This window comes from Empedobacter stercoris, assembly GCF_020281205.1.
In the GTDB taxonomy this organism is placed as follows: Bacteria; Bacteroidota; Bacteroidia; order Flavobacteriales; family Weeksellaceae; genus Empedobacter; species Empedobacter stercoris.
In genome coordinates, this window is sequence record NZ_JACXZC010000008.1 from 22,691 (window position 1) to 45,126 (window position 22,436).

Consider the following 22,436-nt stretch of genomic DNA (forward strand, 5'->3'; position numbering starts at 1 on the left):
TTTTAATCATTACCAGTCTTATTGGCCAATTGTCCACAAGCTGCATCGATGTCTTTTCCGCGACTGCGACGAACATTTACCACAATATTATTTGACTCTAATGCTTTTATATAATGATCAATTGCTTGTTCTGATGCTTGTTTGTAGATTCCGTCATCAATCGAATTATATTCGATGATATTCACTTTTGAAGGAATTTTTTTACAGAATTTCACCAAGGCATCAATGTCTTCTTTTTTATCATTCACGCCTCCCCAAACAATGTATTCGAATGTAATGCGCAAACCTGTTTTATCGTACCAATATTGTAAACTTTCCATCAAATCTGTCAACGGAAATTTAACCGAAAACGGCATAATTACGTTTCGAACTTCTTCTCGAGCTGAGTGTAAAGAAACCGCAAGATTAACACGTAATTCTTCGTCTGCTAATTTCTCTATCATCTTAGGAATTCCTGAAGTTGAAACTGTTATTCGTCTTGGAGCCATTCCTAATCCTTCTGGTAAAGTTATTTTTTTGATAGCAGAAATTACTTCATTGTAATTTAACAAAGGCTCTCCCATTCCCATAAACACAATATTACTTAATGGACGGTTAAAATAACGTTTACTTTCGTCATCGATTATCACAACTTGATCAACGATTTCGGCAGCTGTTAAGTTACGCATACGTTTTAATTGAGCTGTTGCACAGAATGTACAATCTAAACTACATCCAACTTGAGACGAAACACAAGCTGTTGTACGCGTATCGGTTGGAATTAAAACAGATTCCACAACGTTACCATCATGAAGCTTTACAGCATTCTTGATGGTTCCGTCGTTAGATTTTTGTAGAAGATCAACTTCAACTGGTTGAATCTGGAAAGACTCTCCTAATTGCTCACGTAAAGCTTTAGAAATATTTGTCATGTCATCAAATTGATGGGCATTCTTTTTCCATAACCATTCGTACACTTGTTTTGCGCGGAATGACTTTTCTCCAATCCCTTTGAAATAGTCTTCAATCTCAGCTTGTGAAAGCTTTCGTATATCTTTTTTTGTTGTATTCAAACTTGTCTTATAAGATTAACATTGCATCTCCGTAAGAGTAGAATTTATATCCTTCTTTTACTGCTTCGCTATACGCTTTCATTGTTAAGTCGTGTCCAGCAAACGCAGAAATCATCATAATTAATGTTGATTTTGGTGTGTGGAAGTTTGTAATCATACAATTTGCAATAGAGAAATCGTAAGGTGGGTGAATAAATTTATTCGTCCATCCATCAAAAGCATTTAAATGACCATCAGCAGAAACTGAAGATTCGATAGAACGCATAGAAGTTGTACCTATGGCACAAACTTTTTTCTTCTCATCTATTGCACGATTTACTAAATCTGCTGTTTCTTGAGGAATAATTACTTGCTCAGATTCCATTTTATGTTTAGATAAATCTTCAACCTCTACAGCCTGAAAAGTTCCTAAACCAATATGTAATGTTAATTCAGCAAAATCAACACCTTTGATTTCTAAACGTTTTAATAAGTGTTTAGAAAAGTGTAAACCAGCTGTAGGTGCAGCAACTGCCCCTTCGTGTTTTGCATAAATAGTTTGGTAACGTTCTGCATCTTCTGGCTCAACGTCGCGTAAAATATATTTTGGAAGAGGAGTCTCTCCTAATTCTTTTAATTTTGCACGAAATTCTTCGTAAGATCCATCAAACAAAAAACGTAAAGTACGTCCACGAGAAGTTGTGTTGTCTACTACCTCTGCAACTAATGTATCATCATTATCAAAAAACAATTTATTTCCGATACGAATTTTACGTGCTGGATCTACTAAAACATCCCATAAACGAGTTTCTGCATCTAATTCTCTTAATAAGAAAACTTCGATTTGTGCACCTGTTTTTTCTTTATTACCCATTAAACGAGCTGGAAAAACTTTGGTGTTATTACGAATCATCACATCTCCTTCATCGAAATAATCAATTAGATCTTTAAATTGTCTATGTTCAATTTCTCCGGTATCACGGTGAACAACCATTAGACGAGCTTCATCTCTGTTTTCAGAAGGACGATCTGCTAAAAGTTCTTCAGGTAAAGTAAAATCGAAATCGGAGGTTTTCATTTTCATAATTGTACAATTTTTTACAAATATACAACCTCGGGTACCCCTTTGTCAAGTGAATTGAGGTATTTTATGAAATTGATAACGTTTAAATGTTTATTTTTGGCAGTTAAACTGCTTTACCAAGTAGATTTTATAAATTAGTTGAAATCAACAAATGAAAACAAAACTGCTAATACTATCAATGATTTTTACATTTTTTAGTTGTAACAAATCAGAACAAAAAGTTGAAGAATCGACTGAAATAGAACAAATTGATTCTGTTGCAACAAATGAATCACCAGAAACTGAAATACCAAAAGAATTGGTTAAAGCGCCTGACTTTTCGTTAGCCGATATCAATGGAAAACGATTTGATTTATCTGATTTCAAAGGGAAATATGTCTACATTGATATTTGGGCAACTTGGTGTGGACCTTGTAAAGTGCAAATTCCTTTTATGAAAGAATTGGAAAAACAATTTCGAGAAGCACCTATTCATTTTGTAAGTATTTCTTTGGATAAAGAAGAGGATAAGCCTATTTGGGAGAAAATGGTAAGAGAAAATCAGATGTCTGGCGTACAATTATTTGCAGGAAGAGAAAACAATTTTGGCTACGATTATCAAATACAATACATTCCAACTTTTTTAATTTTAGATAAAGAAGGAAATATTATGATTGATAGTGCGCCAGCACCAATGGATTATCAAACAGGAGAAATAAACCAACAATTAGTTGATATTTTCAAAATGATGAACTAAAAAAAGCTTCCTTTTGGAAGCTTTTTTTAGTTCATTGAATATTTTAATATTTAATTATTTCTAATAGTTCTTAACAGAAGAAAAAGTATTGAAATATTTTGCGAATTACTTTACCAAAATTTTATTGGCTAATTGATTATTTCCATCAATTTTTTCTGTAATTGGTAAACCTAATAATTTAGCAATCATTGGATATACTTGCGTGTTAGGAAAAACTTTAATCTCTTTTCCAGCCTTAATATTTGGTCCCCAAGCCATAAAAGTTGATTTCATTTCTGGTGTTTCTTTTACATAAAATCCGTGCGAACCTTTTGGTGCATTTTTATTTGCAAAATAATTTGGTGCATGCGCAATCAAAATAATATCACCAATACGATTGTATCGATCATTTTTTGCATCAAACTGATATTTTTTTGGAACATTTGTAGTTTTATACACCTCGAATTTATCGTTTTGTGTTGCTTTTAATTCGTTGTAAATCGATTCAATATCATTTTTATCATTTACAAATAAACTAACATACGAACCGTTTGAAGCGACTTGCATTTTAGACTCATCGATTTTTATTGGTAATTTCAACGGATTTTCGTTATCAATTCTTGTCATTCCATGATCAGATACAAAAACAAAATTTACGTTTAACCCAGTTTTTGCAACTTCATCATTCAATTTCTTAATCGATTCATCTACAAAACGAACTGCATCCCTTGTTTCAGGAGCATCTGGACCAAAAGCGTGTCCAGCATGATCAACTTCAGGAAAATAAAACGTAATCAAATGAGGTCGTTTATCCGCAGGTAACTCTAACCAATTTACAACTTGTTGTATTCGAAAATCAATCGGAGATTTTTCTGAATATTTGTAAGAATAAGTGGGTAACATTCCATTAATTGGCGCTTCAGAACCTGGCCAATAGTAACAAGCTGCTAACATATTATTCTGTTCTGCAAGATTCCAAATTGGCGTTCCACCGTACCACTTCGGATTAATAACTGCATTTCTGTTTCCTAAAGAATAACGTTCTCCCGACTCTCTATCTAACATATTATTCCCCACCAAACCGTGATGAATAGGAGTTAAACCTGTTACAATTGTGTAATGATTAGGAAAAGTAACCGAAGGAAAAGATGGATACATTGCATCTGCTTTTACTCCTTTTTTTGCAAATTCTAATAAATTCGTAGCGCCATGTTTTTCTGCATAATCATAACGAAATCCATCTGCTGATATCAAAATCACATAAGGTTTTTCTTGTTGTTTGATATCATTAACACGATTTTCAAGTACAATTTGAGGTTCAATTTCTTGTGCATTTGCTGTAACAGAAAAAGTTAAAACAATTGCAGAAAATATACTAAGTATTGTTTTTTTCATGTTTCAAATTTAGAACGTTTTATGCTTAGAATGAATTAAAAAAATGTCATTTTTTTTCGAAAAAGTATAAATAAAAAAATCGTTACAATAATGTAACGATTCTGATAGAATTATACCTCTAATTTGATTATAAACTTTCTAATAATTTTTGAGTTCCTTCAAAATCTTCTCCTTCAGCTTTTGCCAATTCGATAGATTTTGTTGCCCATTTTTTAGCATTTACTTTGTCGCCAGTTTTACTATATAAATGTGCTAAGGTATCGGTATTGTGATAACCTTGGTCCTTTTTTACTGATTCTTGTGCCCATAAAATTGCTTTTTGCAAAGCCCCTTTATCAGTTACATTTTCATAAAATCTCCACGAAACAGAATTTAATTCGTTTGCATCAACAGCAGATACGTCTTTGTATTTTTCTAACATCAATGATTCCCACATTGCATAATCTTTTTTACTATAAGCAATGTTTCCTTTAATTGAAATTAATGCCCGCTGAGCCTCTTTCTCTGTTAAAAAATCTTGAGCTTGTTTTAAGAATTGTGTTTCATCTAAGGTTTTTGAATCCTTATTATAGGTTTTTTTATAAACATTTGATAATAATAGATTATTCTCAAATTTTGTGTAAGCTGCAGGAGTAATCACTTTCTCAATAGCCGCTTTTCTTTCTTTGTAAATTTTATATGTTGGACTTTCAATTGAACTGATTCCATATTGAAGTAAAGCAACATCGTCTTTTGTCAACTCTTCTGTTTTGTTTACATTATATAAACGAATTAGTGCTTTTTCAAATAAATCTCTATCAGCATAAACCGCTTTCATCACAAAACTTTTCAAAAATTCTGGATCATTATCACCATCCTCAAAACGTTTGACAAGCGATGCTATTCTTCCTTCTGGGTTAAGTGCATCTTTACCGAATTGAATAAAATCTTCCTCTTTTACGTAACCCATTGTTCGATGTACCTCGTTTCCATCTCCATCAATAAATAAATATGTCGGATATCCTTGAACTTTAAATTTTTTAGCCAATTCAATTCCTTCCCCTTTTTCCATATCAATTTTTACATTCACAAAATTTGCATTGTAATAATCGCCAACCGTTTGTAAAGGAAATATATTTTTCACCATTAACTTACAAGGTCCACACCAAGCGGCATACGCATCTAAAAAGATTAATTTATTTTCTTTTTTTGCTTTCGCTAAAACCGTTTTAAAATCTGATTCTTCAAATTTCATCCCTGTCTGACTAAATGAAAATACACTAATTACAAGCACTGTGAGTGTAAGAATTTTTTTCATACTTAATTGTTTATCTTATTGGTGTCTAATATAAATATTCTTACGAAGAACAAATAGAGAACTGAATAAAAAAACAAAACCTTTTTTTTTAGGTTAAAAAGAGGTTTTGTTTAGAATTATATTTATGCAAAGCTAATCAGATCTTCGTATGCTTTTTTTGCACCTTCAAAAACTTGTTGTTGCTCATTTTCTGTTGTAAATTCTTGGTCAATGTAAGCAATAAAAGTTTTCCAGATTGAACCAAGATTTTCACCATAATGTCCAAAATAATTAAAGCTTTTATGTTCTAAAAAAGGGTATTTTTTTAGTGTTTTTGCAATCACATTCCCTCCAAGCATCGATCCTTCGATTACATAAAGTGCTCCGATAGCTTCTGCTCTATTTTTTAACTCAAATTGCTTATTTACTTGTAATTCATTTATACCTAATTCTTGTAAATCTTTTTCGATTAAAGGCAATTTATTCAATTTTGTTAAAGCCAAATTTTCTATATCCTTATCATTCAATAAATATTTAATCGATTCTTCATACGATTTCAGAAAAACGTGGTTAACCTGCAACATTTTAAAATAATTTTTATCTGTAAATGTGCCATTAAATAATTTGTGAGATTCTAATTTTTGCTCAATTTCTGCGTGATAATTTGCTGTTTTTTTCTTTAAATAATCAGATAACATCCGTACATTTTTTAAATGTTAATACAAAAGTTGTTCCTTCCCCTATTTTACTTTCAAAAGATATATCTCCATCCATTCTATTCATCATACGATGTGCAATCGCCAATCCAACTCCATTTCCCGAAATATTTCCAGTATTTGACATTCGACTAAACAATTGAAACATCTTTTCATGATCTTCATCTTTTATTCCAATTCCGTTGTCTTTTACTTTAAAAACGACATATTCACCAGCTATTTCTGATGAAATATTAATTTTTGGATGTGATTCTAACGATGAATATTTTACCGCATTACCAATGATGTTCAAAAAAACTTCATAAAACATTGTTTTATCTGCTAATACATTATTGATATGTTCTACTACTACTTCTGCATTTGTTGATTTGTAATACAATAATACATCACGCACAATCTTCTCAATAATTGGTTTTGTCTGAATGTTAGATAATTCAATTTCGGATTTTTTAGCCTTACTCAAAGCTAATAAATCCTGCATCATTTCTGCCATTCGATCAATTTCTTTCACTACATTTTGTAATCGATCATTCTTTATTTCATCGTCTTTTAAACTTCGTTGAAGCATTTGACAATTTAATTTCATGACAGATAAAGGTGTGCGCAAATCGTGAGAAACAGTATAAGTAAATGCATCTAATTCATCATTTATTTCTTTCAACTGTTCGTATAAACTATGAATTTTGAAGGATTGTAAATGAAGTGTTTCAATAATTAATTTCACGACTTCTTTTGCAACATATTTCTCTTTTTCTAACCAAATAAACGATTTATGTTTAATTTCTTGTTGCCAAATTTTGAACGATGATTTAGAAGATGAATACACCACTTCTTTATCATCTATCACAACAATTTTATCGGTTTGATTTGAGTTCCCTACCCAATTTAATTTTTGCAATTGTTCTTTTTTAAACCAAATCACAAAATGCTTAAATCCTTGTCCCAAAAAACCACACATTACACCGGCGGCTTTTACACTTATATTTAACTCTTTTCCATAATCAACATAAAAAGAATTTGATGAAAATAATTGAGTCGGATGATTATGAATTGCCCAATCTCTAATTCTCAAAATCTCTTCAATTTCTGGTGTTTCACCTTCGTAATACACCTTCCCAAAATTAACCAAAGCTATTCCATCGGCTTGGGTTAAATGAAGAACTTGAGTTAAATAAGTATTGATTGAATTTTCTATATTTTCCTCTGTCAAAAGATTTTCTTTAAGCTTTATAGCAATTTCATTAAATTGATTTTGAAATTTTAATCGCTCATTTGACTTAAAATTGACATACGTCAATCTACCTAAACGCGTCAACAACTCGCTTTGCAAACGAATTTGATTAGGTATATATTTTGGCTCTGTATTCTGACAAATAACAATTCCCCACAATTTTTCATTCATAATTACAGAAACTGAAAAACTTGCAGAGCAATCCGAATTTCGAAGATACTGGATATGTTCGGGTGAAAGTGCTCGAACAGATGAATATTTCAAATCAATTTTTTGATTTTTTGCGCTTAATATTTTAATCTGCGGTCCATTTACATCTGAAACCATTCGACTTTTCTTCTCTAAATACAATTCTTTCATCTGATCAGAAAAATCAAACTCTGGGAAGTGTAATCCTAAATACGAACTTAAATCATCGTCCTTTTTTTCATTAATCACAATTCCGCTTCCATCTTCAAGGAATTGGTACAACATTACACGGTCATAACCTGTCAGGTTTTTAATTGACAGAATTAAGTTGTCCCAAGTTAATTCGGTCGATTTTGCATAAAGAATCTTTTCAGAATATTTATAAAAATCTAATCTATTTTCTAAAGTTTGTAAGTTTTCTAACTCAATATAAATATAGTCGTTTGTATAAAAAGTGGTTACATCATACTTTTCTGAATTAATTTCTATATGAGAACGATAAAACTCACCTTTTTCGAGTGCTAAAACGTCATTAAAGTTGATTTCGAAATTGTATAATTCAGCGATATTTTTCCCTAAAATTTGATTAGGAGAAATTTCAAAAACTTCGGTTATATTTTGAGAAGCAAACTCAATTTCACTCGTTTTTTTATGGATACCAATTAGATAGCCAAAAGATTGAATTTCATTAAGAAATTGAGGAGCCTCTTCTTCATCGTTTTTGATAATTTGGTTGATCATAAAAATTAATCTTCTTGCTTTCTTAACTTTAAAATATAATTTTCTAACTCTAACTCATCTGTGTCAACCAATTCAAAGTCATTATAATGCGCTAATTGAGATGTAAAAAACTCAACAACTTTATTTTTTTCAAGAGATGGATGTACTTTAATTCCATTGAATTTTATGCTCTTCATGTACACATAAAAATCACAATCAAAATCAGTTTCTCCTAAATGCGTATTGGCAATTTTCCCTTTCCATTTGATATCAAAAACACCAAATTCTTCTGTATCCAAAAATGTGATTTCGTGTTGTGCAACAGTGTCATTCCCTAACATCGAAACACCAAAGGCTAAATTTTCTGATTCATCAAGATTAATCGGAAGCGGATCAATTTCGAATACTTTATTATTGAGCTGATTAAAATCTAATTGCTCATTATTCTCTATCTTAATTCCTTTATTGTTCCAATATGTGCTCGAAATAATGGCATGATCATAATTGATCCAAAGTTGTTTTGTAGCATTTTCTTGCGAGATATCGTCTATTTCATCTAAATCGTCTTTATATTCCTCTTCTTGATCGTAATTATCAGATTCTAAATGAAGATCCATCCATAGATCAAAATTTTCATCAAGGCGAGCACTCCAAACAAAATCTATTACTTTGTGGCCGTTTGTAAATGGGCTATTTGAAAAGTATATTTTGTTATTTTCCTTACTCATAAATTGGGGTTTGACTTCTGTTTTTGAATTTACAACGATTATTCTATTCTGCAAAATTTTAAAAAATAATTGGATTACTTATTGAATATTGTCATTGATTTTCAAACAAATAAAAAAGTACAATTTCTATAGAAATTGCACTTTTTTATTATTTGATATGTTTATAATTGAATTATAACGTTTCTTTTAACCATTTGAAAAATTCTGTATGCCAAATGATTGAATTTTGTGGTTTTAACACCCAGTGATTTTCTTCAGGGAAATAAATAAAACGAGATTTAATTCCTTTCAATTGTAAAATTTGATATGCTTCTTGTCCTTGTCCCATTGGTACACGGTAATCGTGACCTCCAACATAAATCAACATTGGTGTATTCCATTTATTGACTAATTCGGTACTACTTGGATCAAATTTAGTATATGTTTTTTGTGCAGCTTTATTGTTCGTTTCCCACCAAGCACCACCAGCATCCCAGTTTGTAAAGAAAATTTCTTCTGTTGTTCCGTACATTGATTTCAAATCGAACACACCATTATGCGAAATAAATGATTTGAAACGACCTTCGTGAATTCCTGCTAAATAATAAACAGAATATCCTCCGTAAGATGCACCAACAGCTCCACGACGATCTTTATCAACATATGGTTCTTTCGAAATATCATCAATTGCTGCTAGATAATCATCCATTACTTGCCCACCCCAATCTTTCGAAATTTGCTCGTTCCATTCTACTCCATGTCCTGGCATTCCTCTACGATTAGGCGCAATCACGATATAACCTTGAGCAGCCATTAATTGAAAATTCCAACGAGGAGAATAGAACTGAGTTAAAGCAGATTGTGGACCTCCTTGACAATATAATAAAGTTGGGTATTTTTTGTTTGGGTCAAAATTTGGTGGATAAATTACCCAAGCATGCATATCTTTTCCGTCTGTCGTTTTGATCGTTCTTGCTTTTACATCACTCAACGCAATGTTATCAAAAATATCTTGGTTTTCGTTTGTCAATTGTGTTAACGATCCAGATTTAAGATCAACTACATATATTTCTGCTGCATGATTGATATCTGTTTTTGTTACGACAGCCTTATTCCCTACAACTTCTTTAATATCTGCTATATCAAAATCACCTTTTGTAATTTGCTTTATGAAAGGCATCTTTTTCATTTTGAAGTTGACATCAACTTCAAATAATTGAACAGTTCCTCCAACTGGTGCATTGAAATATATTTTTGTACCATCATTACTCCATTTGTAATTTTGTACAGTTCCGTCCCAATGTTTTGTAATATTTAGTTCAAGATCACCACGACGAACAATTAAATCATTTTTATCCGCTTCGTAACCATCACGCGCCATACTCAAAAAAGCGAAATCTCCTTGAGACGAGAAGCTTGGTGTATTGTCATACCCCATTTTTCCTTCTGTGATATTGGTCGTTTTCTTTGTTGTTAAATCGTATTGAAAGATATCTGTGTTTGTGCTCAACGCATAATCAGTACCAAATTTCTTTTTAGAAACATACAACACTTTTGTCCCATCTGGTGCCCAAACAAATTCAGAAACTGAATACGGTTCATCTTTTAAAACATCAATCTTTGTTGCATTTTCTTTATTTTCTGACACAAATAAATGTTCAAAATGACCATCGTTCCAAGTATCCCAATGTCTATAATTTAACTCATTGTAAATCTGAACATTTGATTTGTCCATTTCTGGATAATAATCTGACCCAAAAACCTTTTGTAATTTAACCTTTTCTGTTTCAGCTTTGTATTGTTGAGATTTATTTAATGAAACATCAGCCAATAGTGTTTTGTAGTCTTCAATTTCTGAAGCTTTACCACCTGCTAATGAAATCATATATGTTTTTGACGTGTCTTCTTGTGTTTTAACGTCTGTAGATGTTACTTTGTAAATAAGATTTTTTTGATCTTTTGTTACTCCAACTGGAGAAACTTTTTTTACTTGCCATAGCAATTCTGGCGTCATCACTTTTTGTCCCATTGCTGTCGTCGTCATTAAAATACTTGCGACTAATATAGAAAATCTATTCATGTTAATTTTATTCAATTTCCTTGTAAAAATAACAATTCTTTATTGAGAAAGGTAAATATTCCCCATAAAAAAAGACATCATTCAATACAAAATGTATACAAATGATGTCTCCGCTAATAATTTTTTCAAATCGTCTAATCGATGTTTGAAATTAAGCTATATATTTTATATTTAATCCTTTAATTAAAAGTTTAACTTATTTTTATGAGTAAAAACTGGGATAATCGCTCCAAAAACTAAGTTTTGTTGTGAGAAGAAAAAATCTTGTTTTGCTTTATCCGATTTATTGGCAGTTGTACGAATATCATTCATATTAGCATAACCTCCTTTCATTTCTGCTTGTATAAAGAAATAATCCCAGAAAGTAAAGTTAATTCCGACCATTGCTGCTGTTGCAAAACCTGCTAAATGAAACTCATCGTAACGTTCGTTACTCATTAACTTTACATTAGAACGTGGGTATAAAATACCTGCACCCAAACCAGCAGTTACGTTAACATCTATTCCTTTTCCATTTTTAGTAATTGGAAAATGCTGAATATTATCAAAACGACGAATTTCTAAGTTCGCATAATTTAATCCATCTGTGTGCTCAAATGTTAAGAAATCTTCTGTTAATTTTTGATTGACATTATTATAATTTCCATCAAATTCAGAACCAGTATTAATCGATCCATTCATGTTAACCATTTGATCTTGATCCATTACATATTTCATGTGATCAATACCAAAAGAGATGTTCCAATTATCTGTAACAAAGTATCCTAAACGGAAATTATACTGAGGAATTGTCATTGATGTTGGATTGAAATACTTAATTCCAAAAGAAGTTTGACGGTCATGTGCCACTACATTGTCTAATGTAAAATCGTATCCATTTCCTTTGAATTGAATATCTGATTTTGTGTATTGCGCATGATTCCAACCCCAATAAACATAAAATTTTCCTTTATTATGTTTTCCTTGTCCAAAAGTAGTCGCCACCAAAGCTACTAAAAACATTACACTTATATACTTTTTCAAAATTTAAATTTTTGCAAATTTACCCCTAATATGAATGATTAAAAATGATTTATGATATCAATTTTGTATCTCTATATATTTTTAATCAATAAATATAATAAAGCGATATAAAATGATAAATATTTATTAATAATTTCTTTAGATATTTTGTAATTAAAAATTAAAATATATTTTTGTTTCGTCATGAAAGACAATCTGATCAAACATATCATTGGAATTTTTTTTACGCTTATTTTGGTGTTCAGCACGAACATGCAAGGTATTGCTGGGTACTTAGATTATCAGATAAAATTAGAGCAAAACGCTTGTGAAAATTCTACAAACGACGCAACGAAAGCACTTTTTTCACAAACTTCGACAGAAGAAGAAAATCATCATACGTCTTCGAAAGAAATTACCGAAAAAATACATTATTTTCATGAGATTAATTTGTTTACATTTTTCAAATCAAAAGAAAATTCTTTTATAGACTTTCATCATTCCAAACTTTATTCATCTTTGAACAATAGAGTTACAACACCACCTCCTGAATTAATTTAATTTTTTTTACAGATTATTTGCTTCATTCTCTTCCAATTATTGGAAATAGAACAGCAATATTCATATCATTTTTAAAAATAATAAATTATTCATTTTATATCATTATGAACATTTTTCAAAATTGGAAAAAGGACATACCAGCGAGTATTGTTGTCTTTTTCGTTGCATTGCCATTATGTTTAGGTGTTGCTTTGGCCAGTGGTGCGCCTTTATTTTCTGGGATTATTGCTGGAATTATTGGAGGAATTGTAGTAGGCTTAATTTCAAAATCACAAATCGGAGTTTCTGGACCAGCAGCAGGTTTAGTCGTTATTGTTTTAAATGCAATTACCGATTTAGGTGCTTATGAATTATTCTTAGTTGCAGTTGTAATTGCTGGTATATTTCAGATACTTTTAGGCATTATAAAAGCTGGTGTTATTGGGTATTACTTTCCTTCTTCAGTGATCAAAGGAATGTTATGTGCTATTGGTATTTCTATTTTCTTAAAACAAATTCCGTTAGCTTTCGGGTATCAAGGGAATTTTTCGTTTAGCGAATTCAGTTTTTCGAATGCTACACCAGGAGCGATTATTATCACCATAATTTCTCTATTTATCTTGATCGTTTGGGATAATATCTTAGGCAAAAAGTCTAACTTTTTCAAATTATTACCAGGATCGTTAGTAGCGGTTTTAATTGGAATTTTATATCAAATTACGATTGGAGACACCAATCACGAAGTATTCTCTATCGATCATAATCTATTGGTAAAAGTTCCTATTCCAGAAAGTATCACAGACTTCTTTGCTCAATTTACGACACCTGATTTTGCGAATGGATTAACGAATCCGTTAGTTTGGCAAACAGCCTTTACAATTGCCATTGTGGCTTCGTTAGAGTCTTTGCTTTCTGTTGAGGCAACTGATAAATTAGATCCATTAAAACGTCAAACGCCTACTAATCACGAATTAATTTCTCAAGGAATTGGAAATTCTTTATCTGGATTAATAGGAGGTTTACCCGTCACACAAGTAATTGTTCGTTCCTCTGCTAATGCGATGAGTGGAGGTCTTACTAAATTATCGACAATTACACATGGAATTTTATTATTAGTAAGTGTAATATCTATTCCAATTTTTCTAAATTTAATTCCGAATGCTGTATTAGCTTCTATCCTATTGATTATTGGATATAAATTAGGTAATCCAAAACAATTTTTGGACATGAAAAAATTAGGAAAAGATCAATTAATTCCATTCGCTGTTACAGTGATTGCTATTCTTGCAACAGATTTGCTGAAAGGAATTATCATCGGTTTAATTGTTGGTGTTGTCGTTTCATTGATCAAATCGTATAATAATTCGCATGTGATGTTAGTAAAAGAAGGAAACATTTTTCATATGAATTTTGCTGAAGAAGTAACTTTTGTTAACCGCGGAGCAATTGTAAAAGAATTAGATGGATTGAAACCTGGATCTAACTTAGAATTAGATGTCCGTAAAACTCGAATATTAGATTATGATATCATCGAATATTTGGATGAATTTAAGGTAAAAGCTAAAAATAATAACATTAATATCCGATTAATTTCTGAACGTGGAACTGTCGATAATCCTCCCTCTTTTAGAGAATTTTTTGGTTACGTATTAGTCGCTGGAGCACATTAAAAAAAAATAAAAACAAAACATTTTTCAAACAAAACAATATAAAATGACAAACGAATATTACAAACAAATATTAGATAATAACAAAGCATGGGTTGAATCAAAATTAAATTTAGACCCCGATTTTTTCACCAAATTGGCTCAAGGTCAACAACCTCCTCTTTTGTGGATTGGTTGTGCTGATAGCCGAGTTCCAGCCAACGAAATTATTGGTGCGCAACCTGGTGAAGTATTTGTGCATCGTAACATTGCCAACATGGTTGTTCACACAGATATGAATATGCTTTCTGTGTTAGATTATGCTGTAAATGTCTTAAAAATAAAAGATATTATTGTATGCGGACACTATGGATGTGGTGGTGTAAAAACAGCAATGGGAAATGCTTCCGTTGGATTAATTGACAATTGGTTACGTCACATCAAAGATACTTATCGTTTCAATAAAGCAGAATTGGATGCCATTACAGATGAGAACACAAAATGTGATCGCTTAGTCGAAATTAATGCTGCTGAACAAGTTCTTAATTTAGCAAAAACGTCAATTGTTCAAAATGCATGGGCAAAAGGTCAAGATTTACATGTGCACGGTTGGGTTTATGGAGTTAGTTCTGGTCTAGTAAAAGATTTAGGTGTGTCTCTTAATTCTAATGATGATTTGGAAGCTGTTTTCCAATTAAACATCTCTCACTAATTTTTTTAGATAAGATTTTAAGAAATGTGAAATCCACTCGTTTGAGTGGATTTTGTTATTTTGATTCAAAATTTTTCCAAATTTCGAACTTTTTATCAATCTTTTCTTTTATTAGCAAATAATTTAGCTCTGAGTCTTCAACATGGTAAACAGATTTATTATCAATAATCTTTTGAAATAGATTTGTATAATCATCCAAATATGAACCATACATCTTAGAAAATTTAGAATCATTTTCATAATAATCTTTTGTAAAATTCTTACCAATTTCATTTAAATCAGAATCTAAAAATTTTCCGTCAGAATATTTAATAAGAAAAGTAGCTCCAGTAATTCTATTGCTCTTCACATCATCAATACCATCTTTTGTATCTTCAATCAATTCAGAAGAAATTAAATTATGATGAATACACCATTTTAAATACATTCCGATATGCGTAGAAGCATTTTCCTGAGTTAAATCTTTTGGATAATCATTTCCATAATGCCAAGAAGCATCATCGTACTTAAAAACTTGTTCAGTAAGTTTATTATTTTGCTTAGAACAATTTATATTAAAAATTACAAGTAATAAAAAAATCTTTTTCAAATCATATTATTTTCACATCAACTCATTACCGAATTAGCAAATTAACATTTTTTCGGCAACTCTTTCAAAAAATTATACCGTTTATTTTCAAAATCCATCATGCAATAAAAATGATTCAACCCATTTGTAACCATCAATAATTGAGAACCTAACACAATATTGTAACGTGCTATTTGATCAAAAGTTGCTTGCGAAATTGGTATATGAGGTGCTTTACACTCTACCATAATCCAAGGTTTTTCTTGTTGATAAACTACAATATCTGCACGTTTTCGCATTCCTGTGATATCAATAGGAACTTCTAAGGCAATCGCAGAAGTTGAATAACCTAAATCGTAGATTAAATAATTCAGAACGTGTTGCCTAACCCATTCTTCGGGTGTATAGACCAACCATTTTTTTCGAATCAAACAAAAGATATACAATTTATCTTGGGCTTGTTTCAATCTTATTTGGTATTTTTCGGAAAAATTTAATTGTACTAATTCAGTCATTGTATGAGTCCTGTAGAATCTTTGATCAAAGATATAAAAAACAAACACTATAAACCGATTTACTTCTTAGCGGGCGACGAACCGTTTTTCATCGATCAGGTAACTAATTTGTTAGAAGAAACTATTTTACCTGTAGAAGAGAAAGGATTTAATCAAACAATTGTTTATGGACAAGATGTAGAAATTGGACAATTAATTGGAATGGCGCGTCAATACCCAATGGGTGCGGAAAAATCGGTTGTTATTGTAAAAGAAGCTCAACATTTGAGTCGTTCGATTGATCAATTGGAAATGTATGCAAATCAAGTTCAAGATTCAACAATTTTAATCATCAATTACAAAGGAAATACATTAGACAAACGTAAAAAAATCTACAAGATTCTGAATGAAAAAGGGTTTTATTTTGAATTTAAAAAGATTTATGAAAGCGAAATTCCTGCTTGGATAGAACAAAAAGTAACTACCAATCAATTTAAAATTGAACCAAAAGCAAAGTTTCTATTGACCGAATATGTTGGTGCCGATTTATCTCGTTTGAACAATGAATTAGAAAAATTATTTACAATAGTTGGTGCTGATAAAACGATTACACCCAAACATATCGAAGAACATATTGGGATTAGCAAGGATTATAATGTATTTGAATTACGAAATGCAATCGAAACGAAAAATATCGAGAAAGCATTTAAAATTATCAAGTATTTCGAAAAAAATCCAAAAGATAATCCGTATGTGGTTTCTATCACAACAATTTTCAATTTGTTTACGAATATCATTCAAATCCATGTAACAGCGGATAAATCGAAACAAAATCTGGCAAAAGTTTTAGGTATTAACCCTTATTTTGTACAAGGAATGATGACGGCAGCAAATAATTATCCGTTGAAAAAAGCAACGAGAATTATTTCTTTTATTCGCGAATATGACTTGAAAGGTAAAGGTGTTGGCACAACAGGAAATGTAACGCCAAGCCAATTGTTGATTGAATTAGTGTATAAAATTATGCATCTATAATTTTAAGAAATAATCTTATACTAAAAGTAAAATTAGAATAACTAAATTTGTAAAAAATAAAACTCACAATGGAAAATAACGTAAGAGAAGTCATCATTATAGGATCGGGACCAGCTGGTTATACTGCAGGGATTTATGCGGCTCGTGCTAATATGAATCCGTTAATTTTAACAGGAATGGATCCTGGTGGTCAATTAACAACAACAACCGATGTTGAAAATTTCCCGGGTTACCCTGAAGCAGTAACTGGACCAGAATTGATGGCTGATTTACAAAAACAAGCAGAGCGTTTTGGAACTGAGATTAAATATGAATATGTAACGGAAGTAACTTTTGGAGAAAAAGAAGGTGATATCCACCATGTAAAAACAAATACAGCTGAGTATCAAACACGTTCTATTATTATTTCTACTGGTGCAACTGCAAAATATTTAGGATTAGATGATGAAACAAAGTATGCTGGTAGCGGAGTTTCGGCTTGTGCTACTTGTGATGGTTTCTTCTACCGCGGAAAAGATGTTGCTGTAGTTGGTGGTGGTGATACTGCTGCTGAGGAAGCTACATACTTATCAAAACTTTGTAATAAAGTCTATTTATTGGTTCGTAAAGACGAAATGCGCGCTTCTAAAGCGATGCAAGATCGTGTAGCTAATACACAAAATTTAGAGGTTTTATACAACCACGAATTAATTGGTCTTGATGGAAATAATGTTGTGGAAAAAGCTAAAATTATCAACAATGTAACGAATGAAGAAAAAGAATTAATTGTAGATGGTGTTTTTATAGCAATTGGACATAAACCAAATACAGATTTATTTGTTGGTAAATTGGATATGGACGAAACAGGTTATTTAATTACGCAAGATCGTTCGTACAAAACAAATGTACCTGGAGTTTTTGCTGCGGGTGATGTACAAGATTCTGTTTACAGACAAGCAATTACAGCAGCAGGTGCTGGTTGTGGTGCAGCTTTAGATGCAGAACGCTATGTAGCAGAATTTTTTGAAGTATAATTTTTCAGAAGAAATTATAAATACTAAAATAGCGAGCTAATGCTCGCTATTTCTTTTAATAAAATAAACAACTACAAATTATTTCAGGAATTTCTGTTGATATTCTTTTCTGTATGCATAATAAAATACAACTGGAAGAATTGTAAAGGATAGGATTAAACAAATGATTAATCCTCCTACAATCATAATTGCCAAAGGCTTTTGAATTTCTGATCCCATTCCGGTAGAAAGTGCTGCTGGTAATAATCCCATCGATCCCATAAGCGCAATCATCACAACAGGGCGTATTCTACTTTTGACACCATTAACTATTGCTTCTTTTAATTGCATTTTATGTTTTAAATTATCTCGAATAACACCAATTAGAACAATACCATCAATTGTTGCTACTCCAAAAAGAATAATAAAACCTATTCCCGCAGATATACCAAAAATAGTTCCTGTTATCCAAAGCGAAATAAATCCTCCAATAAAAGCAAAAGGCAGTGTTAATGCAGCTATCGCTGTGTCTTTTACATTTCCGAAATTAGTGTACAGTAATAATAAAATCAAAACCAACGAAATCGGAACAACCATTGCTAATTGTTTTGCTGCGCGCTCTTTACTTTCGAATTCACCAGCCCATTCCATGTAATTTTCTTTCGGTAATTTAACTTCTTTGGCCACTACTTTCTTCGCTTCATCGATTGTACTTCCTAAATCACGACCTTCTATACTAAATCCTACACCGATATAACGACTATTTCCTTCTCGATAAATAAAAGCAGGTCCTGTTTGATAACCAATTGTAGCTATTTCCTGCAAAGGGACATTGTTCCCGTTACTTGACGGAATCAAGATATTTCCAATTTTCTCAGGAGTATCTCTATAAGCTTCCTGAAAACGAAGAATAACATCAAACTGTCTATCATTTTCATAAAACTTAGTAGCTGCTTGTCCACCAATTGTCATTTCAATTACTGCCTGAACATCCGCTGTACTAATACCATATTTCGCCATTTTTGTATCACTCAATTCTATTCTAAGTTCAGGTAATCCAATATTTTTGTAAACATTGATATCCGTTATTCCATTTACTTTTTCGATAGATGAAGCTACCTTATTTGCATATTTTTCTAAATCATACAAATCATCACCAAAAATCTTAATAACTAATGAACTTTTTACACCTGCTACATATTCTTCAACATTATCTTGAATGGGTTGCGAAAATCCAAATACAATTCCAGGATAATGATTCAGTTTATCTCGCATCTCTTGAATAATCTCTTCTTTTGAAACCTTGCGTTTCCAATCTTTTTCATCTTTTAATTGAATATTAAATTCAATATTGAAAAATCCTGTTGGATCAGTTCCATCATTTGGACGACCTGTTTGTGTTAAAATAAAATCAATTTCATCACAGTTTTTCTGCATCAGCTCTTTCATCTCTTTTGTTAATCGAGTTGATTCTTGTAAATTGACACTATTTGGTAAAGTTGCACGAATGTAAATTGCTCCTTCATTCAATTTCGGAAGAAATTCTGATCCATAATGTGAGAACTTAAACAAACAAAGAGCTAAAATCCCTAAAAAAATTCCTATTGTTGCTTTTTTATAACGAAATGCTGTTTCATATAATCCGAAAATAGTTTTCTGAAAAAATCGAGTAATAAAGTTCTCTTTCTCCTCCATATTTTTCTTAAAAAGCAACTTACACATTGCAGGAACATAAGTTAGACTTAATATTAAAGATCCTAATAATGCGTATCCCAATGTAAATGCTAAAGGAGAGAACATTTTACCTTCCACTTTTTGGAATGAAAATATCGGTAATAAAGCAACAATAAGAATAAGTAAAGCAAAGAAAATATAAGAAGCTACACTTCCTGCGCTTTTCTTTATAACGCCCATTTTACTCATTTTTGCGAAACGTTCTGCTCCTACTTTATGTTGCATGGTTGCTAAAGCAACAAAAACTGTTTCCACAATTACCAAAGTTCCTTCTAACAACAATCCAAAATCCAATGATCCCATTGAAATTAAATTCGCTGGTAATCCTTGTATTTTCAACATAATAATTGCGAACAAAAACGAAAGCGGTATAACCGAAGCTACAATAAATGTTGATTTCCAATTATATAAAAAAACAAAAACAATTAATGATACTAATAAAATACCTTCAATGATATTTTTAGAAACCGTATGTACTGTATTATCAACCAATTTGGTACGATCTACAACTGTTTCAATTTTTACATTATCTGGTAAAGTTCTTGTATTTAATTCTCCAATCTTTGCTTTCAGATTTCCAATGACTTCAGATGGATTTTCTCCTCGTAGCATAATAACGATACCTTGTACCATATCATCATTTTCATTATAACCAACTTGTCCTAATCTAGGTTTATTTGAAACAACAACATCTGCTACATTTTTGATAAGAATTGGTGTAGAACCATTTAGAGCAACAGTAATATTTCCTATATCCTCCATCTTATCTAACAAACCAACACCACGAACTACATAAGCTTGATCTCCTTGCTGAATAACATCTCCACCTACATTTATATTTGATTTAGAAACTGCTTCGTAAACATCTAAAGGCGATAAATTATAATTTTTTAATTCTGTCGGATTGATTTTAATTTCATATGTTTTTTCTTCTCCACCAAAACTTACAACATCTGCAACTCCAGATACAGAAAGTAATTCACGCTCAATTACCCAATCTTGTATCGCTGTAACTTCCTTAATCGGTAAATCACTTTTGATCACATAACGAAAAATCTCTCCCGTAGCACCAGAAGGTGGTTCAATATCCGCATCAGCTCCTTCTGGTAAATCAACTCCACTTAATTTATTCGATACGTATTGTTGTGCATAAAAATCATCTACACCATCTTCAAACTGAACAGTAACAACAGATAATCCGAAAAGAGAAATAGAACGAATATTTGATTTATGCGGAATACTATTCATTACTTTTGAAACTGGTAGAGTCACCAATTTTTCCATTTCCTCAGCACTTCTTCCTGGCCATTGTGTTATAATACGAGCTCTAGTATTTGTTACATCTGGAAATGCCTCTATTGGTGTGTGTTTTAAAGAAAATATACCTACAAAGAGTAATGCAAATACAGCAAATAAAACGAAGGTTGTATTTCGTAACGAAAAAGTTACGACTGATTGTACTAACTTTTTCATTTATTATTTATTTAATTCCTCAAATATCATTAGAGCGTTTCGAGAAATAACTTTCTCATTTGGAGCAAACTTTTCGCTAACAAATGTGAATTCTTCATTCTGACCAATCGTCGTAATTTTTCGGATTTCCATTGTACAATCATTTTTATATACCACCACATATTCCTTGTTGTTCTCAAAAACTTTGGCTTTGTTTGGTATCGCAAATGCATTTCCAATAATATTTTGTTTATCGATAATAATATCTGCACTCAAACCTGGCATCAAGTTCAAATCTTGATTTTCTAACACAACACGCGCTTTCAAAACGTGTTCATTTTCATCAAACACATTGTATATTTTATCAATTTTTCCAACATAAATTCGATCAGGATACGCCATAGATTTCACTTTTACAGCATCACCTTTTTTTACATATTGCAGATTATTGGCGTAAATATTTACCATTACCCAAACCTGTTTTAAATTTGAAATAGAAAAAAGATTTTCATCTGAATCTGAAGTAATAGATTGACCAACGCTCATGTTTTTCTGAACGATATAACCATTTTTAGGTGATAAAATCTGGAATTGACCATTGCCAACTGCACGATACATCTTCAAGGTTGCATTGATTTTATCAATTTCAATTTGCGCTGATTGTAATTCGTGTTCTGCCTCGGTAACTTCGGGCTGAGAAGCCATTCCATCATTCAGCAATTCTTTCTTCGACTTGATTTGTTTTCGAATCAAATCCATTTGATTTTGATGATAACGCTTTTGCTGCACCAAATCCAGTACTTCGTTCGATTTTACAACTGCCAAAACTTGACCTTGACGAACATAATCGCCTAATTCAAAATTCACTTTATCTACCACTCCTTGCAGCAAACTTTTAAAACCAACCAAATCATTTTCGTTGTATTCAATTTTTCCTGACAAGGTTAATTGTTCGTGAATCGGCTGCTCTAAAACAGCTACAATTTCAGTTGATTTTTTCAGTTGTTCGTTCAAACAAAATTTGTCTTCTTTTACCGCTTCTTTCTGGGGTTCTTGTTTGTTACAACTACTTAAAAACAAGGTAAAAGCAGCTAAAAAATATAAAGTTTTTTTCATC

Annotated in this window: 19 protein-coding genes; 6 read left to right on the forward strand and 13 right to left on the reverse strand. The window is 31.5% G+C overall.

The genetic code is table 11. The annotated features are described in order from the left end of the window. Nucleotides 1-2: 2 nt before the first annotated feature. Both rlmN and queA read right to left on the reverse strand, forming a co-directional pair. A complete protein-coding gene (rlmN, locus tag IF125_RS05550; RefSeq protein WP_225541794.1) occupies nucleotides 3-1,052 on the reverse strand; it encodes a 23S rRNA (adenine(2503)-C(2))-methyltransferase RlmN in 1,050 nt (349 codons plus the stop codon). A gap of 7 nt (nucleotides 1,053-1,059) precedes the next feature. Further along, entirely contained in the window at nucleotides 1,060-2,109 is a 1,050-nt protein-coding gene (queA, locus tag IF125_RS05555; protein WP_171622360.1) for a tRNA preQ1(34) S-adenosylmethionine ribosyltransferase-isomerase QueA, read from the reverse strand. 184 nt (nucleotides 2,110-2,293) lie between these two features. Here queA and IF125_RS05560 point away from each other — a divergent pair, with 184 nt between their 5' ends. Then, complete coding sequence (locus tag IF125_RS05560; protein WP_171622314.1) at nucleotides 2,294-2,851, forward strand: TlpA family protein disulfide reductase; 558 nt, start codon at nucleotides 2,294-2,296, stop codon at nucleotides 2,849-2,851. Between the two features lie 105 nt (nucleotides 2,852-2,956). Here the strand turns inward: IF125_RS05560 and IF125_RS05565 are convergent, their stop codons facing one another. The 7 genes from IF125_RS05565 to IF125_RS05595 form a co-directional block, all read right to left on the reverse strand. Beyond that, complete coding sequence (locus tag IF125_RS05565; RefSeq protein ID WP_225541795.1) at nucleotides 2,957-4,225, reverse strand: alkaline phosphatase family protein; 1,269 nt, start codon at nucleotides 4,223-4,225, stop codon at nucleotides 2,957-2,959. 127 nt (nucleotides 4,226-4,352) lie between these two features. Further along, nucleotides 4,353-5,522, reverse strand: coding sequence for a thioredoxin family protein (locus tag IF125_RS05570; protein WP_225541796.1), 1,170 nt, complete (start codon nucleotides 5,520-5,522; stop codon nucleotides 4,353-4,355). Between the two features lie 122 nt (nucleotides 5,523-5,644). Continuing rightward, nucleotides 5,645-6,199 carry a biliverdin-producing heme oxygenase gene (locus IF125_RS05575; RefSeq protein ID WP_225541797.1) on the reverse strand — a complete coding sequence of 185 codons (555 nt, stop codon included), beginning with the start codon at nucleotides 6,197-6,199 and terminating at the stop codon, nucleotides 5,645-5,647. After that, on the reverse strand, nucleotides 6,189-8,378 hold the full coding sequence (locus IF125_RS05580; protein WP_225541798.1) for an ATP-binding protein: 2,190 nt from the start codon (nucleotides 8,376-8,378) through the stop codon (nucleotides 6,189-6,191). Before IF125_RS05580 ends, IF125_RS05575 begins: the two co-directional genes overlap by 11 nt. Before the next feature lie 5 nt (nucleotides 8,379-8,383). Beyond that, nucleotides 8,384-9,085, reverse strand: a complete 702-nt coding sequence (locus IF125_RS05585; RefSeq protein ID WP_225541799.1) for a hypothetical protein — start codon at nucleotides 9,083-9,085, stop codon at nucleotides 8,384-8,386. A gap of 172 nt (nucleotides 9,086-9,257) precedes the next feature. Continuing rightward, on the reverse strand, nucleotides 9,258-11,144 hold the full coding sequence (locus IF125_RS05590; RefSeq protein ID WP_225541800.1) for a S9 family peptidase: 1,887 nt from the start codon (nucleotides 11,142-11,144) through the stop codon (nucleotides 9,258-9,260). 183 nt (nucleotides 11,145-11,327) lie between these two features. Then, entirely contained in the window at nucleotides 11,328-12,146 is an 819-nt protein-coding gene (locus IF125_RS05595; protein ID WP_171622358.1) for a hypothetical protein, read from the reverse strand. Between the two features lie 204 nt (nucleotides 12,147-12,350). Here IF125_RS05595 and IF125_RS05600 point away from each other — a divergent pair, with 204 nt between their 5' ends. The 3 genes from IF125_RS05600 to can all read left to right on the forward strand — a co-directional run bounded on the left by IF125_RS05600 (nucleotide 12,351) and on the right by can (nucleotide 15,044). After that, complete coding sequence (locus IF125_RS05600) at nucleotides 12,351-12,707, forward strand: hypothetical protein (RefSeq protein WP_171622308.1); 357 nt, start codon at nucleotides 12,351-12,353, stop codon at nucleotides 12,705-12,707. Between the two features lie 104 nt (nucleotides 12,708-12,811). Next, nucleotides 12,812-14,356: a SulP family inorganic anion transporter gene (locus tag IF125_RS05605; RefSeq protein WP_225541801.1), complete on the forward strand. Its 1,545-nt coding sequence runs from the start codon at nucleotides 12,812-12,814 to the stop codon at nucleotides 14,354-14,356. Between the two features lie 43 nt (nucleotides 14,357-14,399). Continuing rightward, nucleotides 14,400-15,044, forward strand: coding sequence for a carbonate dehydratase (gene can, locus IF125_RS05610; protein ID WP_171622307.1), 645 nt, complete (start codon nucleotides 14,400-14,402; stop codon nucleotides 15,042-15,044). A gap of 55 nt (nucleotides 15,045-15,099) precedes the next feature. Here can and IF125_RS05615 read toward each other — a convergent pair whose 3' ends face one another. Further along, nucleotides 15,100-15,633: a DUF7832 domain-containing protein gene (locus IF125_RS05615; RefSeq protein WP_225541802.1), complete on the reverse strand. Its 534-nt coding sequence runs from the start codon at nucleotides 15,631-15,633 to the stop codon at nucleotides 15,100-15,102. A 41-nt stretch (nucleotides 15,634-15,674) separates the two neighbouring features. Then, nucleotides 15,675-16,127, reverse strand: a complete 453-nt coding sequence (locus IF125_RS05620) for a type I restriction enzyme HsdR N-terminal domain-containing protein (protein ID WP_225539425.1) — start codon at nucleotides 16,125-16,127, stop codon at nucleotides 15,675-15,677. Nucleotides 16,128-16,130: 3 nt separating this feature from the next. Here IF125_RS05620 and holA point away from each other — a divergent pair, with 3 nt between their 5' ends. Further along, on the forward strand, nucleotides 16,131-17,141 hold the full coding sequence (gene holA / locus IF125_RS05625) for a DNA polymerase III subunit delta (protein WP_225541803.1): 1,011 nt from the start codon (nucleotides 16,131-16,133) through the stop codon (nucleotides 17,139-17,141). Between the two features lie 68 nt (nucleotides 17,142-17,209). Continuing rightward, entirely contained in the window at nucleotides 17,210-18,154 is a 945-nt protein-coding gene (trxB, locus tag IF125_RS05630) for a thioredoxin-disulfide reductase (RefSeq protein WP_225541804.1), read from the forward strand. 78 nt (nucleotides 18,155-18,232) lie between these two features. On the opposite strand, the gene IF125_RS05635 is transcribed toward trxB, so the two are convergent. Beyond that, on the reverse strand, nucleotides 18,233-21,340 hold the full coding sequence (locus IF125_RS05635) for an efflux RND transporter permease subunit (RefSeq protein WP_225541805.1): 3,108 nt from the start codon (nucleotides 21,338-21,340) through the stop codon (nucleotides 18,233-18,235). Nucleotides 21,341-21,343: 3 nt separating this feature from the next. Then, complete coding sequence (locus tag IF125_RS05640; protein ID WP_225541806.1) at nucleotides 21,344-22,435, reverse strand: efflux RND transporter periplasmic adaptor subunit; 1,092 nt, start codon at nucleotides 22,433-22,435, stop codon at nucleotides 21,344-21,346. Nucleotide 22,436 lies beyond the last annotated feature (1 nt).